9 protein-coding genes, 6 tRNA genes and 2 pseudogenes are annotated in these 14,931 nt (G+C 43.3%); 6 read left to right on the top strand and 11 right to left on the bottom strand.

What is annotated here, in order from left to right; genetic code table 11:
- Nucleotides 1-11: 11 nt before the first annotated feature.
- The 6 genes from nirB to ACMAZD_RS21920 all read right to left on the bottom strand — a co-directional run bounded on the left by nirB (nt 12) and on the right by ACMAZD_RS21920 (nt 3,981).
- On the bottom strand, nt 12-2,570 hold the full coding sequence (gene nirB, locus ACMAZD_RS21945) for a nitrite reductase large subunit NirB (RefSeq protein ID WP_435249468.1): 2,559 nt from the start codon (nt 2,568-2,570) through the stop codon (nt 12-14).
- A 741-nt stretch (nt 2,571-3,311) separates the two neighbouring features.
- A tRNA-Cys gene (locus ACMAZD_RS21940) sits at nt 3,312-3,385 on the bottom strand.
- A gap of 66 nt (nt 3,386-3,451) precedes the next feature.
- A tRNA-Leu gene (locus ACMAZD_RS21935) sits at nt 3,452-3,538 on the bottom strand.
- A gap of 80 nt (nt 3,539-3,618) precedes the next feature.
- Nucleotides 3,619-3,694 (bottom strand) — tRNA-Gly (locus ACMAZD_RS21930).
- A gap of 44 nt (nt 3,695-3,738) precedes the next feature.
- Nucleotides 3,739-3,812: transfer RNA gene (locus ACMAZD_RS21925), tRNA-Cys, on the bottom strand.
- Between the two features lie 82 nt (nt 3,813-3,894).
- Nucleotides 3,895-3,981, bottom strand: a tRNA-Leu gene (locus ACMAZD_RS21920).
- A gap of 349 nt (nt 3,982-4,330) precedes the next feature.
- Between ACMAZD_RS21920 and ACMAZD_RS21915 the strand changes: the two genes are divergently transcribed.
- Nucleotides 4,331-5,119 carry a lipase family protein gene (locus tag ACMAZD_RS21915; protein ID WP_435249467.1) on the top strand — a complete coding sequence of 263 codons (789 nt, stop codon included), beginning with the start codon at nt 4,331-4,333 and terminating at the stop codon, nt 5,117-5,119.
- Between the two features lie 75 nt (nt 5,120-5,194).
- Here ACMAZD_RS21915 and ACMAZD_RS21910 read toward each other — a convergent pair.
- The 3 genes from ACMAZD_RS21910 to ACMAZD_RS21900 form a co-directional block, all read right to left on the bottom strand.
- Nucleotides 5,195-5,268 (bottom strand) — tRNA-Cys (locus ACMAZD_RS21910).
- A gap of 196 nt (nt 5,269-5,464) precedes the next feature.
- The gene (viaA, locus tag ACMAZD_RS21905; protein ID WP_435249466.1) at nt 5,465-6,910 is read right to left on the bottom strand and encodes an ATPase RavA stimulator ViaA; all 1,446 of its coding nucleotides are present in this window, start codon (nt 6,908-6,910) and stop codon (nt 5,465-5,467) included.
- An 11-nt stretch (nt 6,911-6,921) separates the two neighbouring features.
- Nucleotides 6,922-8,577 carry an ATPase RavA domain-containing protein gene (locus ACMAZD_RS21900; protein WP_435249465.1) on the bottom strand — a complete coding sequence of 552 codons (1,656 nt, stop codon included), beginning with the start codon at nt 8,575-8,577 and terminating at the stop codon, nt 6,922-6,924.
- Nucleotides 8,578-8,865: 288 nt separating this feature from the next.
- Between ACMAZD_RS21900 and ACMAZD_RS21895 the strand changes: the two genes are divergently transcribed.
- The 3 genes and pseudogenes from ACMAZD_RS21895 to ACMAZD_RS21885 all read left to right on the top strand — a co-directional run.
- Nucleotides 8,866-9,381 (top strand): NUDIX hydrolase, encoded by a 516-nt coding sequence (locus ACMAZD_RS21895; protein ID WP_435249464.1) that lies wholly within the window; start codon nt 8,866-8,868, stop codon nt 9,379-9,381.
- Between the two features lie 39 nt (nt 9,382-9,420).
- Nucleotides 9,421-10,053 (top strand): annotated as a pseudogene (gene ltaE, locus ACMAZD_RS21890) (low-specificity L-threonine aldolase); the annotation flags it as partial.
- Between the two features lie 82 nt (nt 10,054-10,135).
- Nucleotides 10,136-10,492 (top strand): annotated as a pseudogene (locus tag ACMAZD_RS21885) (IS110 family transposase); the annotation flags it as partial.
- Between the two features lie 13 nt (nt 10,493-10,505).
- Here the strand turns inward: ACMAZD_RS21885 and ACMAZD_RS21880 are convergent.
- Nucleotides 10,506-11,534: an IS630 family transposase gene (locus ACMAZD_RS21880; protein WP_435249463.1), complete on the bottom strand. Its 1,029-nt coding sequence runs from the start codon at nt 11,532-11,534 to the stop codon at nt 10,506-10,508.
- A 401-nt stretch (nt 11,535-11,935) separates the two neighbouring features.
- On the opposite strand from ACMAZD_RS21880, the gene ACMAZD_RS21875 reads away from it, so the two are divergent.
- Together ACMAZD_RS21875 and ACMAZD_RS21870 are read left to right on the top strand one after the other, a co-directional pair.
- On the top strand, nt 11,936-12,685 hold the full coding sequence (locus ACMAZD_RS21875; protein ID WP_435249462.1) for an IS5 family transposase: 750 nt from the start codon (nt 11,936-11,938) through the stop codon (nt 12,683-12,685).
- Between the two features lie 81 nt (nt 12,686-12,766).
- Entirely contained in the window at nt 12,767-13,150 is a 384-nt protein-coding gene (locus tag ACMAZD_RS21870; protein ID WP_435249461.1) for a transposase, read from the top strand.
- A gap of 321 nt (nt 13,151-13,471) precedes the next feature.
- Here the strand turns inward: ACMAZD_RS21870 and tnpC are convergent.
- A protein-coding gene (gene tnpC / locus ACMAZD_RS21865) for an IS66 family transposase (protein WP_435249460.1) occupies nt 13,472-14,898 on the bottom strand; the annotation gives its coding sequence in 2 pieces (ribosomal slippage) (nt 13,472-14,706 and nt 14,706-14,898; 1,428 coding nt in all).
- Nucleotides 14,899-14,931 lie beyond the last annotated feature (33 nt).

Raw genomic sequence — 14,931 nt, 5'->3', positions numbered from 1 at the left:
TCGTCTCCCAATTAAACCAGTTCAACGTGAAGGATGTCGCCTTTCGCTTCTGGGTGTTTTTCTGTAAATATTGCTGGGCGGTGTTGTTCACGGCCATCATCAACAAACACAACGTTTTCATCACGGTCATCAGCATTGATGAAGTGTGAGAAGCGCTTAAGTTGAGCTTCGTCGTTGATAGTGTCAGTCCACTCACAAGCGAAGTTACCCACTAGGCCAGCCACGTCAGCTTCAAGCTGGTCGTTGATGCCAAGTTTGTTATCAACAATCACTTCACGTAGGTAATCAACACCACCTTCTAGGTTGTCCATCCATACCGAAGTACGTTGTAGTGGAGCTGCCGTGCGAATGTAGAACATCATGAAACGGTCGATGTATTTGATTAGCGTTTCTTGGTCTAGGTCGCTTGCCAGTAGGTCTGCGTGACGAGGTTTCATACCACCGTTGCCACATACATACATGTTCCAACCCGCGTCAGTTGCGATAATACCTAAATCTTTACCTTGAGCTTCAGCACACTCACGAGTACAACCAGACACGCCAAACTTCATCTTATGAGGAGTACGGATGCCTTTGTAACGGTTCTCGATCATTACGCCTAGGCCAACAGAATCTTGAACGCCGTAACGACACCAAGTTGAACCAACACATGTCTTAGCCATACGAAGTGCTTTTGCGTAAGCTTGGCCAGTTTCGTAGCCTGCAGCGATTAGCTTCTTCCAGATTGCTGGTAAGTCATCTTTTTGAGCACCGAACAGACCGATACGTTGTGCTCCAGTGATCTTCGTGTACAGGTTGTATTCAGCCGCTACGTCCGCAAGAACGCTAAGTGCTTGAGGGGTTACTTCACCACCTGCCATACGAGGGATAACTGAATAAGTACCGTCTTTTTGGATGTTGCCAAGGAAGTTATCGTTAGTATCGTGCAGTTTCACTAGCTCAGGCTTAAGGATGTGTTCACCCCAGCAAGAAGCAAGAATAGAACCCGCTAGAGGCTTACAGATTTCACAGCCGTAGCCTTTACCGTACTTCTCTAGTAGCTCATCGAATGTTTTGATTTCTTCGATGCGGATTAGGTGGAAAAGCTCTTGGCGAGAGTAAGCAAAGTGCTCACAAACGTCGTTCTTCACTTCTACACCCGCTTTAGCAAGTTCAGCGTTTAGCACTGACGTCACAAGAGGGATACAACCACCACAACCTGTGCCTGCACCAGTGACTGCTTTGATATCACCAATGGTGTGGTGACCTTCAGCAACCGCTTGAGCGATCTTGCCTTTCGTTACATCGAAACAAGAACAGATAACGGCAGTTTCTGGTAAAGAATCCGCGCCAAGTGTTGGCTTCTCTGCACCCGCGTGAGCAGGAAGAATCAATGCATCTGGGTGTTCTGGTAGCTCGATTTCGTTCAGCATTAGCTGTAGAAGATCGCCATAATCAGATGTGTCACCGACCATTACAGCGCCAAGCAACTTCTTGTTATCTTCAGAAACGATGATGCGTTTGTAGACTTCAGACTCTTCGTTTTGATAAACATAGCTCTTACAACCCGGTGTACGACCGTTTGCATCACCGATAGAACCTACTTTCACGCCAAGAAGCTTCAGCTTTGCTGACATGTCCGCACCTTCAAATGTGCTTTCGTTACCAACAACGTGGTCAACAGCAACGGTCGCCATTTTGTAACCAGGAGCGACAAGGCCGTAGAAAGTTTGGTTCCAAGACGCACACTCACCGATTGCGTAAACATCTTTGTCTGTCGTTTGACAGTAATCATTAATCTCGATACCGCCACGAGGTGCAATACCTAGGCCCATTTGACGAGCAAGTTTGTCTTGTGGGCGAATACCAGCAGAGAATACGATGAAATCTGTTTCGAGCTCTGTTCCGTCTGCAAAACGCATCACGTTACGAGCTTCAGTGCCTTCAGGAGCAATTTCTAGCGTGTTTTTGCTTGTATGAACGTTTACGCCCATACGTTCGATTTTTTGACGAAGTTGGTTACCGCCCGCTTGGTCAAGTTGCTCAGCCATTAGCTTAGGAGCGAACTCAACAACATGTGTGGTTACGCCAAGTGCTTTCAGTGCACCTGCCGCTTCAAGGCCAAGTAGACCACCACCAACAACAACACCAGACTTTGAGTTCTTAGCGGTTGCTTCAATCGCTTTCAAGTCTTCGATTGTGCGGTAAACGAAACAGTCTTTACCTTCGTGACCTTTGATTGGCGGAACGAATGGGAAAGAACCGGTTGCAAGAACAAGCTTATCGTATTGAATTTCACGACCTGTGCTTGAGTAAACAGTCTTTTTCTCACGGTTAACGTTAATTGCACGTTCGCCGATCAGCATGTTGATGCCGTGTTTCTCGTAGAAGCCTTCTTTAACTAAAGAAAGTTCGTCCGCAGTATGGTGTGAAAAATAAGAAGAAAGGTGTACACGGTCATAGGCTACGCGAGGCTCTTCACAGAACACCGTGATGTCCATGTTAGCAACATCTGTCTTCTCGACTAAATCTTCGATATAGCGATGGCCTACCATCCCGTTACCGATTACGACTAGCTTCATCTTGCTCATAAGAATTCCTGAAGGTTATATATTTCTTAACTACACGAATAATGAATTATGAAAGAAAATGAAAATATGATGTAAATCAATTACGAAATAGAACTACCCAAAAGGGGTAGAACAAAAGAGGTAGATCTGCTTAATTATCAGTCAAAGCAAACGAATAGGCGCTGTTTTGGTAGGGTTTAGCGGGGTTTTATATACACTTCAACGCATTAGGTATTAGGCATTAGGCATTAGGCATTAGGAAGTAGGTTGTAAACTTTCACAATAGGTTAGCAACAACGTAAGTAAATGACAATCATTTTCATTTAAAGACATGGGAAGTGTAAGAACTCATGAGAGCGTTACAGGATCATGAGTAACTATGTATAAATGTGAAGAACTTAATGTCTAAAACCTCAGTCGGCATACTCGTCGAACCGTCTATTTTGTTCACAAGCAACACACCCGATTAACAGTACGTTTGGCAGACTCCTAAATTGAAAGGTTTGATTTAGGTTTTGTCTCAAAACCAGTCCCTACTCCGATCCACGCATACAGAGTATTTAAACAGCTAAGAGAGTAACAAAACCATTAGACCAATTAGACCAATTAGACCAATTAGACCAATTAGACCAATTAGGAGCTTAGGAGCTTAAAATGTCGATAGCAGACAGTAAACGTCAGTAGTTTCGAGGAATCGTGAGGGTATGGAATTTCAGATAATAAAAAGGCCAGCATTTCTGCTGGCCTTTCAACGTTGAATAATGGAGGCGCCTCCCGGAGTCGAACCGAGGTCCACGGATTTGCAATCCGCTGCATAGCCACTCTGCCAAGGCGCCATCAATAGTGTTTAAAGAGAAAAACTCTTTTGAGCGTTACCAAACAAAAGATAACAATTAAATAGATGGTGCCCCGGGCCGGACTTGAACCGGCACAGCGCGAACGCCGAGGGATTTTAAATCCCTTGTGTCTACCAATTCCACCACCAGGGCACGCAATTCTTTATTGCGATGCCGATTACTGAAAAGTAAAACACCATCTTAATGTCAAAATGAATCAACATTACAAAATTTGGAGCGATACATCGGGTTCGAACCGATGACCTCAACCTTGGCAAGGTTGCGCTCTACCAACTGAGCTAGTATCGCAATTTCATTCTTTTAATTTCTCATTAATTAAATAAGAAAGAGAATGGAGGCGCCTCCCGGAGTCGAACCGAGGTCCACGGATTTGCAATCCGCTGCATAGCCACTCTGCCAAGGCGCCTTTATCAACATATAAATATATTGAAGTGTTTAAAGAGAACCACTCTTTGTTCACACTCTACTTACAGTAGAAACTAGATAGATGGTGCCCCGGGCCGGACTTGAACCGGCACAGCGCGAACGCCGAGGGATTTTAAATCCCTTGTGTCTACCAATTCCACCACCAGGGCAACGCAATGATGCGATGCTGATTACTGAAGAGTAAAACACCATCTCTCAGCGACCTAAGCCGTGAGAACGAGGTGTACTTTAACGGATAGAAAAAATTCGTCAACAGTAAATTTTATCTTTCAATTCAAGTGATTAATTATCGAACTCAAATGAATGAATTTAGTGCAGCTTGTACGGTTCTTATACGTAGATTTTGAGTTTTAACAGGAAATTCTAAGCCGAAATCTAATTTCAAGATTCCCTAAATACCGTTGATTCCATTGAATGAGAGAAACACTTCCTCGTTTTCATGTGCTTTTCACATTCAAAGGCTAGAGTTTTAAGTAACGACTATTACGAAATGACAACGTGAAGCCACTAAAACGATACCAATATGAACGCTACGCCGTGCTCTGTAACCTCGCCTACCCTAGAGTCTTTAAACAAACTCGTTACGGTTTTGATCCGAATGGACAGCGCATCATAAAGAATCAGTTGGGAAAAACCATGATTCGAGTCTTATGGAGCAGCGACAAAGATGAAATCGTCGTGGTTATCAAGGGGTCACACAGCGTTTCTGACTGGCTACTCACTTTTGCACTATGGACCAGAAGCTGTAAAAGGATTGGGCTGAACTACCGTGTTCATGCTGGTTTCTATCATCTTATGTTCCAAGAAAGCCAACCAAGTCGTAACGAAGACAAGCTTGGGCAAACCGTTATCGAACGCTTAGAGGCCACTCTCATACCATTGTTAGAACAAGGAAAAAGGATTTCTATCACCGGGCACTCTTCTAGAGGCGCTATAGGTTGTGTATTTGCTGATTATCTGGACCACAAGTATCCAGGTTGCATCAAACGAATCGTTACGTTTGGACAACCTGCAATTGGTGATTGGAGTTTTAAAAAGAACTACCGTTTGAGCAAGAAAACCTACCGTATCTGTTGCGACATCGATATTGTCACCTTCATGCCACCCGTGCCCCTATTGTATTGGCATGTAGGGAAAGTGCTTTGGCTCTATAATGGTAGGATATATGAAAACACACCTACATTAATCCGCCTTGGTCGCTCTATCTTTAGCTGGTTGATAAGACCTTTCTCTTACCACTTAATGAGCAAATATATCCGTAACAAAGATTTCTTTGATAAGCATTGAAATGGGTACGTAGGAAGCTTATGAAGAAGCCAGAAACGAAAAAACCAGCCACAAGGACTGGTTTCTTCTGAATGATGGAGGCGCCTCCCGGAGTCGAACCGAGGTCCACGGATTTGCAATCCGCTGCATAGCCACTCTGCCAAGGCGCCATTTTTAAACACGTAGAACCGACTAGACGTTAGCCCCGCGGTGTTCGGGTGCCTACTTTACGGATTGAGTGAAGATAGTCAAACAAAAATGTGAATTTAGATTCTGTTTGCTGACATTTAAATCAAATTGCTGCATGTTCGATCTTTTCATTCAAAAAGCATGCAGCAAACTCAATTCAATTAGGAACTTTACGCACTACCACTTTTTCATAAGGCGGCCAACGAGGCTTGGATGATACGACCAACAGTGATCAAACATGGTCATAAGTTGAGGGTTACCATACTTAGAAAGACTAACCGCATGGAAACGGTTTTTGTTTGTTTTAAGTTTCTCAACTTGAGCAATCATTTCATCAGACTGCTTTGGAGCGATAAAGTCAGAAAGCACGATCAAATCTGCGTTCTTGTACTTGTCGCCCATCATCAAATCAATTGACTTCATTAGGACAGGCTCAAGATCTGTCCCGCCGTGGAATGAGTAACTTAGGAAGTCACTAGCTTCACGTAGACCGTCTTGACGAGTCAATTCATAAGTAATGTGTTCTGAAGAGAACAAAATCACATAACAGTCGCGTTCTTCAGCTAGAGCAATTTGCATCAAGGCGTAAGCCATCGCTTTTGCCGACTGTTCTGGGAAACCACTCATTGAACCCGACGCATCAACACAAACGATAAATGGACCTTTTTCAATGTCCACTGATTTGCTGTCTGGTTTCTGAGCTTTGACTTTACGTAGCGTTCGAGATTTACCTTGCGAACGATAGCTAAGTAAGCGCTTATCGGCCAAGTGTTTGTAGAAGATAACCTCAAGCTCTGGGTACGCTAAGAACATAGTCTCGTTCGGCAGCATCTTGTTGAGGTCATCACTTTCATGAATCCCGACAATATCATCGACTGCTTCATCGCTCTTCTCTTCAACCATCTGCAGTTCTTCTACAGGGGCTTTGTGCAGAGAAGGATCATCTTCTAAGCCAGCCATACGACCTAGTTTCTCTGCGATCTCTTGGAGGCCTTTGTGCTTGTTCAGGAATTCAGCATGGCGCTTCATTACTGTTAAGTCGGTCTTGCTCAACTTAGCCGAAGCCATGTCCCACAACCGCCCTACACTGCCTTCATCACCAGACTCTGTCACTTTATCCATGTTTTTCATGGTTTCCATGCGTTGATAAAGATCAGCTAAGACTTTTTCTTTACTTGTTTCAAGTTCGGTTACTTGAGCTTGTTTGATCGCTTCTGATAGTGATTGATACCATTGATCGCAAAAGTAGTGTGGAAACATCGCGTTATAAACGCCTTTGTTATTTTCCATCAAACGTCTTGCTTGTAGGTAGAACGCTGAGTGCCACTCCAATTTTTTGATGACGCTGTCAATCTCATCAAAAAACTGGGCCTCATCCCAGTAAATAACCTCTTGGTACAATGCAATTTCTTCTTGGAATCGGTCTGTTTCACACACCTTTGTAACACGTTTTTTCACTTTACCGCGCCACTTAACCAAGTGGTTTTTAACCGACGTTTTCACACCTTTGTTCTCAGCAGCCATCATGACTTGAGAACGAGCAATGAGATCATTCATCGCTGTATCAATGATTCCGGAATCTGCCACCATCAAAGCGAGGTTTAAGCCGTCTGCTCCTAACATATGCTCTGCCCTTACTCGAAGTACTGACTCATGAATTTAATGCGCTGCGCGATCTTGCTGCTTTTCACTTTCGTGGTTTCAAGATCTTGCGTTACAGCCTGCAAACTTGCTTCCATCGCCTTTGGTAAATCAGGATCAATATAGTTATGAGGCAACGCATCATGGAATTCAGTACGAACTCTTTTTAACTTGAATTCCGCTTCGGTCAGCTGCTCTAAGGCTCTCTCAGCACCACTCAACCATTTGTTATACAATTCTTGGTCTAAGCCATCCGTAGTCACCACACTCACCAATACAGAGCGATTCGCGATATCTTTAATCACTAATTGGTTCGATGCGTCCAAATCCAGTTTTAAACGACATAGGTTTTTGTTTTCGTTTACATAACCGTAAATATCACCGTGGCCTTCTTTAAGTGCTCGGTCAAAATCGTCTTTGGCTACGTATACCCAACGGCTATCGCCTTTCTCAGATTCAGAAACCGACATATTACTTTGCAACATAACCAGTTTAACGAGATTGTATGCACTGCCCACGCTGTACATTTTCGCGTTCTTGATATCATTCTGGTAAACATCTTTGCGCAACAAGCCACTGGTTGATTCCATAGAGAGCGATACAGATAGCGTCGATTCAACATCATCTTGAATCTCTGCGAGCTCTTCACGTGACATTTCGATTTGGGATTTAGACTCTTGCTGATCAAACGCTCGGTTTAATGCAAAGTCTTTGACGACACTACGAACTACATCGCGCGATTCTGGGCTATGCCATAAGCAATCTTGCAGAAGCATAATATCCAACGGATTCACGCTATCACGACCACTGAAGAATGCACTCGCTTTCAATAGCTTGACCGCTTTCTTCCAGCGTCTGTCTGATACATACAATTCAGACTCAGCTGATGAGCCCTGATTCTTAACTGTCTCTTCAAGCATGGTCTTGAGTTCAAACAATTTGTTAAACGAGTTATCCGTTAGCTCTAACTTGTCGAGCTCTTTTTGCCATTGATGGTATTCGATATCAGTGATTGCCAAGCCTTTAGGGATCACCGCTTCTTGAAATGTGCCAGTCGTCAGCATTGATTTGAAATTTTGTTTGTTCTGAATACGGTTTACAAACACGCGAACCAACATACGGTCATAAAGTGCTTCTAAGCCGCTATCTTCGTCTGGAAGTTCGTTAGATGCAGAAACCAATAGACGCATAGGAACACGTTCTATGTCCGCGCCATTTTTAAATGTCTTTTCATTAACGACAGTCAGCAGCGTATTCAAGATTGCAGGACCGGCTTTCCAGATCTCGTCAAGGAATACGACTTGCGCTGTTGGTAGATAGCCCTCAGTTAATCTTACATAACGACCGTTATCTTTTAATTCTTGGATACTTAGCGGACCGAACACTTCTTCTGGAGTGGAGAAGCGCGTCATCAAGTATTCGAAATAGCTGCTGTTGTCAAACGCCTGAATGAGGCGTTTAGCAATAAGGCTTTTTGCGATACCTGGAGGGCCTAGTAGAAACACACTTTCACCGGCAAGAGCCGCCAGTAAACAAAGCTTAATGGTATCTTCTCTTTCGTAAACGCCATCTGAGAGTGCATGCGCTAATTTGTTGATTCTTTCAGAGAGTAGCGCCTTGTCAGCATGTGAGGAAATAGAGGGGGTCATGCGTTACTCCGAAAATCTATGAACAGTTGAGAGTGTAGATATGTTTTTATACATTTGTTAGCACTTTGTTACAAGTGTATTTTATTATTGAGTTGCCTTTATATCAGATGGTTACGACTGTAATTTTGGCGTAATCATAGATTTCAAATTTGAGAGTCGCATCACGAACGGTGTAAAACGAAACCTATCACTAAACGGAATTTTTCTTTTATTTTCGACACCATAGACGTTATGGTGGGACACGTCTTCAGTTATACGACAAATTGGTAAGGAATGTGACCAGACTGCATGAATAAAGTTATCCATCAATGGAAAAGTATCTCTCTCGTAGAAGAGAGCGTGACACTCCCTACGAATGTCGTAGTAAAACACACAACCATATACCACCCTGGCGCGGCCGTTATTCTTCCTATTACTGCGTCTGGAAAAATTATCGTTATTAACCAGTTTCGACCTTCTCTTAAAAAATGGCTTTTAGAATTACCGGCTGGCACCATGGAAATTGGTGAGACACCTCTTCAATGTGCCCAGCGAGAGTTGGAAGAAGAAACAGGTTACAGTGCAACTTCTTTTCAAAGCTTAGGGCAAGTTACCCCTTTAGCTGGATTCTGTGATGAGATTCAGCATCTGTTCGTCGCAAAAGAGCTTAGCCTCACTACCCGCTTTGAATGCGATGAAGATGAAGTCATAGAAGTGATCGAACTGAGCTTAGATGAACTGCACGACAAAATACGACACGATCAAATTACCGATACCAAAACTATCGCTTGTTTAAGTAAAGCCCAACTATGTGGCTATCTATAGCCACTTATATGACGACCTAAAGTACTCTAGGAGATAAACATGGACTTTCGTTCTGATACCGTTACTAAACCCTCACAAGCTATGCGTGATGCAATGGCAAACGCAGAAGTGGGTGATGATGTTTATGGCGATGACCCAACCGTAAACGAACTAGAGCAATGGGCAGCGAATGAGACAGGCTTTGAAGCCGCTATGTTCACGTCTTCTGGCACGCAAGCTAACCTACTTGGTTTAATGGCACACTGTGAGCGTGGCGACGAATACCTTTGTGGCCAACAAGCGCACAACTACAAGTACGAAGCTGGCGGCGCGGCTGTACTTGGTTCTATTCAACCTCAGCCAATTGAAAACAACCCGGACGGCTCGTTAGAATTTAAAAAGCTTGCTGCTGCAATTAAACCTGACGACAGCCATTTCGCTCGCACCAAGCTTCTGAGCTTAGAAAACACCATTAATGGTAAAGTACTGCCAATGTCGTACTTGGCAGAAGATCGTGAGTTCGTAAACCAACACGGCCTGAAATTGCACCTCGACGGCGCGCGCGTATACAATGCGGCAGTAGCACTAGATGTTCACATTAAAGAGATCGCACAACACTTCGATTCCATGACGATCTGTTTATCAAAAGGCTTAGGCGCGCCGATTGGCTCTCTACTTCTTGGTAGTAAAGAGGTAAGCAATGGTATGGACACACCCTCACCCCAATAATGCTACATTTTAAATATTTAGCGGCTAACTAGGATGAGAGGTTCACATGACAAAGATTATTAGAGTTGGCGTCGACTTAGCAAATAACGTATTTCATATCCATGCTGTTGATGAAAATGAAAAGACGGTTTGGCAAGGAAAATACAATAGAAACAATTGGATTAAGGCCATTGTTAAACGCACTCCCCAAGCAGCAACTATTGGTATGGAGGCTTGTGGCTCTGCTCATCATTGGGCAAGAGAGCTTATTAAACTTGGATATGACGTAAAGCTTGTTGCAGCTCAATTTGTTAAGCCTTTTGTTAAAACTAATAAAAATGACAAAGTGGATGCCGAAGCTATTTGTGAGACGATAAGTAGGCCCAATATGAGATTCGTCTCGGTTAAGACCGTCGAACAGCAAGATCTATACCCTTTCAACTTGAAGATGCAGGTATCAGTACCTGAAAATTATCTGTAATTCTGGATACAAGTGAGCCTGCAACTTCTGGTAACGTCACATCGAAAAACTTTTTGATAGCAGAGGTGAATGCTGTTTTGGAGGGAAAATAGACATTGTTCCTCACATGCTCATTCATTACTTTCCAAAGCCGCTCTATTGGATTTAAGTTTGGGCTGTATGGGGGTAAGTAATGAAGCTCTATATTGAGTACTTTTGCCGCATTCCTAAACATTTCTGACCGATGGTAGGCTGCACCATCAAGCACAATATGCACGGTTTGCTCTAGTGGATAATGCTCTTTCTTGAGTTTCCAAAAGAAGCGAACAATACTCTCGCTATCTATCGTTTCATAAGTATCTGTGATCGTTGCGCTGATGTTTTTCAATGACAGAGCACCGATTAGATTCACTCGAGTGCGGCTACCTGTCGTTTCAATTAGCTTATCCTGTCCCTTACGGATCCAGCCACAGCTAAGTTTTGTTGATTGAGTTGGATGAACGGCGTCCATGAAAAGTACAGGCGCATCCTTGGGCTTAAGTACCTCGTTGTAATACTCGATAAATGCTTGCTGCTCTTCAGGCTTTAGTTTATGTGGTACACCTTTGGGCTTTTTGTATGCAAAACCGTGGTGATGTAACCACTTATTAATCCCAGAAACGGTGTAGCTCACACCGAATTCAGCTTCGACGTAAGTAACGATTTGACGCGTATGAAAATAGGTTTTCTCAGTCAAATGCTCGATGAGCTGCATCGTCTGAGTATCAGAAAGTAGACTCTGGCTCCCGCCATTCTCAGGTTTAAGTTTTTCAGATAGAGCATAATCACTAAGATGACGAGCAACTGTAGATTCATGGATACGAAGGGCTTGAGAGATCATAGGCGGGCTCCAACCTTCGGAAGCTAGCAAGACCGCTTTTATACGGTCGCATACTCGACGATCACGCTCAGTATTGTGCATCTGTTCGAGTTGTTGTTTTTGCTCAGGAGTTAGTACCATTTTCATGGTGAGTAGCATGATCCTGATTTCATTGAAAATCAAGCATCTTCAATGATCACGGGTATACAAGCAATGCATCGAATTCGTGAAGAATTAATCTCTCAAAGAACGTCAAAGGCCAATCAAATAAGGGGGTTAACTGCCGAATATGGGATCTTTGCTCCTGTCGGTATCCATCACTTTAAAAAGTACATACCTGTATGGTTAGAGGATGCAGAAAATTCATTGACCCCTTTGTTCAGGGAGTTGTTGCAAATGATGTATGACGACTTGACCCTACTAGATGAAAGTATTGATAGCATAACTAGGGCGTGTTGATCTTTCGTGAGTGTTTTTTGAACAGCATGGTAAAGAGTTATAATTTGCTTCGCCAAAAGTAAAACCATAACCAATACCATGCCAATACCATGCTAACTGATATTCGCTGGGAACTGCTACTCCAAGTTATGAAAAGTACAGGTCGTATTTACGATAAAACTGAACATCGAATGACATTTGAAGGAATACTTTATCGAATGAGAACAGGTATTCCTTGGCGAGATCTACCCTCTGAGTTCGGAGAGTGGAGTACCGTTTACAGACGATTTAATCTTTGGTCAAAGAAAGGGATTTTAGATAATCTTTTCAAAAGCTTATCTAGCATGGCTGACTTTGAATGGGTATTTCTTGATGGCTCTATAGTTAGAGCGCATCAGCATAGTACAGGTGCAGCTACTGAAAGTTCAGAGCAAATAGGAAAAAGTCGCGGGGGCAACTCAACCAAAATTCACTTAGCTGTAGATAGTGGTGGCCTGCCGATTTGCTTTGATTTATCAGAGGGACAACGCCACGATATAGTGCATGCCGAAAGCTTAGTTGAGCAACTCGATGAAGTTAATACCATCGTTTGTGATAAAGGATATGACAGCGAACCTTTCCGTACTTTTGTTAAGGAACGTGGCGGAGAAACAGTAATTGCTAAACGCAATTACGGACAAGATATAGACAAAGACAGTATGGATTGGTGTCTATACAAGTATCGTCACTTGGTCGAAAATGCCTTTGGGAGAATTAAGCATTATCGAGCTATTTCAAGTAGATATGACAAGCTAGAAAGGAATTATGCCAGCATGTTATCACTGGCATTCATGTTAATGTGGCTACCGATGTATTGTTGAACACGGAATGTACAGCAAAGATCAACACGCCCTAATAAGATTAGGATCAGCCTTAACAATAATCCAGCCGGACAGCGGTTAATGGAAATTACAGGAGTTGGACCATTAGTTTTTACTGCGTTACTTATTGACCTCGGAGATGGGTTAGCCTTCAAGAAAGGGCGTGACTTTGCAGCTTCATTGGGCTTAGTTCCGCGCCAACATAGCACTGGTGGTCGAGACCGGTTATTGGGTACAAGTAAAAGAGGAAATGGTTACCTAAGAAAGCTATTAGTTCATGGTGCGAGAGCAGCTTTTAGACATGTGAATGATAAAGCTGATCCTCTTAGTTTATGGATAAAGAAACTAAGCCAGACGAAGCACGCTAATGTCGCCATTATTGCCTTAGCAAACAAGATTGCTAGGATTTCCTGGGCCTTAGTTGCAAGAAATGCAAAGTATGATGTTTCATTAGCAGCGGCCTAAAAAGTAAGAGTTAAACAGTCAATCCGTAAGGAGCAAAACCCCAATAATTGCTGAGTAAAAAATGATGAAAAAATAGGTAAGACCAACATTGGAAAAAACCCTTAGTGAACGAAGAGTTAATAGCTCGTGTAAGCGATTGGGAGCTGATGTGCGGATAACACCATTATGGTTAGATGTATCAATGAAGCATCATAAAAAAACCGAATACACGTGGGCAGTTATACCTTCATTTTTATTGATTTTTTACTTGCAAAAGAGGGGGTGTCCATACACGTTCACCGAGGTATCTTGACTTACCATGCCTGAAGAAGCATGTGCAGTTTATAGATCAAAAACGTTCGGGTACGGTTTCTTCTCAACGACTGACGTGATGATTTCACTCAGAACTGACATTGCTGATAAGCCGCGCTTTTTGCAAGTTTCGATGAGTGTGTGGATACGACTACGGAATTTATCGCCTGCATCTGAGGTCGTTCCGAAACTAATTTTCCTTTGGATGACAAAGCCTCTAATACATCGCTCAGCTTCATTGTTGGTTAAGGGGATCGACGTTTTCTTGAGGAAAACCCACAAGCTCTCTCTATGTTTGAGCAGTAACTTGCATGGCCCTCGATACCGCTTGACCATCACACCTGTCCCTTTGCTCAACCAATGATCGAACGATTTTTGTAGCCTGTGCATTCGCCGCAAGTACAGCGAATAACCCAATTCACCTTGCTCATAACGATGCCGAGTACGGAAAATGGCGTTCGTCAGCAAACAAAGATGTTTGCTAATATAAGCGGTGTGGCCACCGCCACTATAATCCGCCATTTGCTGAAGATTGCGCTTCACATGTGCCCAACATAACTGATGACGGTCTGCGGCTATCCAGTTATAGCTTGGGCACTGGTCGCTAACCACAATGCCTGCATAGTCTTCATCGATGACCTTTTTCGCTGAGGAGGTTGAGCGTGAATAGAGTATTTGTTCATACACAAGGTCATCACTGGCCACTAACCAACACCAACGAAGGCTTTGCTCATCATTCCTATGGTGAGAGGTTTCGTCGGCATGAACCAAAGGGGCTTTCTTTAACGCTTGTTTTATCGCTTGATGCAATGGAGTCAACATTGAAGCGACTTTGGTTTGCGCTTCGCTAATCGCACCGACCGAAAAGGTTGTGCCAAGCTGTTCTTTGAGCAGTGATTGGATTTTTCGAACGCTGAGATGATATTGACCCGCAAGCACGCCAATGTAGCTTAATAGATTAGGACCGATGATACCTTGTGAGACATTATCAGGTTTTTGAGCTTTCACTGTTTCTTTGCAGTGCCGACATTGACCTGAAAATAAACGGTATTCGGTGATATCGACAGTGGGTTTTGGAATATCGAAGACCTGATGGCGATAGTATGGCCCACCTTGGACCTCAATGTCAGATTGAGCGCAACAAGGACAAGTTTCAGGGAAACAGTCAATGATGACATCCGTTTTTTTTAACGGTGAGAGCTTTCGTTGATGCCCTGTGTGGCCTTGTTTAGCTCCTCTCGAATTGCGACCACCAGAGCTTTCAGCTTTTTTCGCTCATGCTTGTCCTTAGGGTTGTCAGACGAAGGTGGTTTCGATGAGTTTTTGGAGTTAGTTGCTTGTTTATCGGTAAGGTGGCGCAACTGTTCCCACAACTCATCAATAAGCACCTTAGCCTCATTCAAATCTGAGACTTCAGGTGGTGCTTCTTGGTATTTAGGTGATTTTTTTCTAGTCATGAAACCATAATGGCTTCCCTGAATGATTACTCA

This window comes from Vibrio sp. nBUS_14 (assembly GCF_051201655.1).
Taxonomy (GTDB): Bacteria; Pseudomonadota; Gammaproteobacteria; order Enterobacterales; family Vibrionaceae; genus Vibrio.
This window is presented reverse-complemented; position numbering and strand designations above follow the sequence as displayed.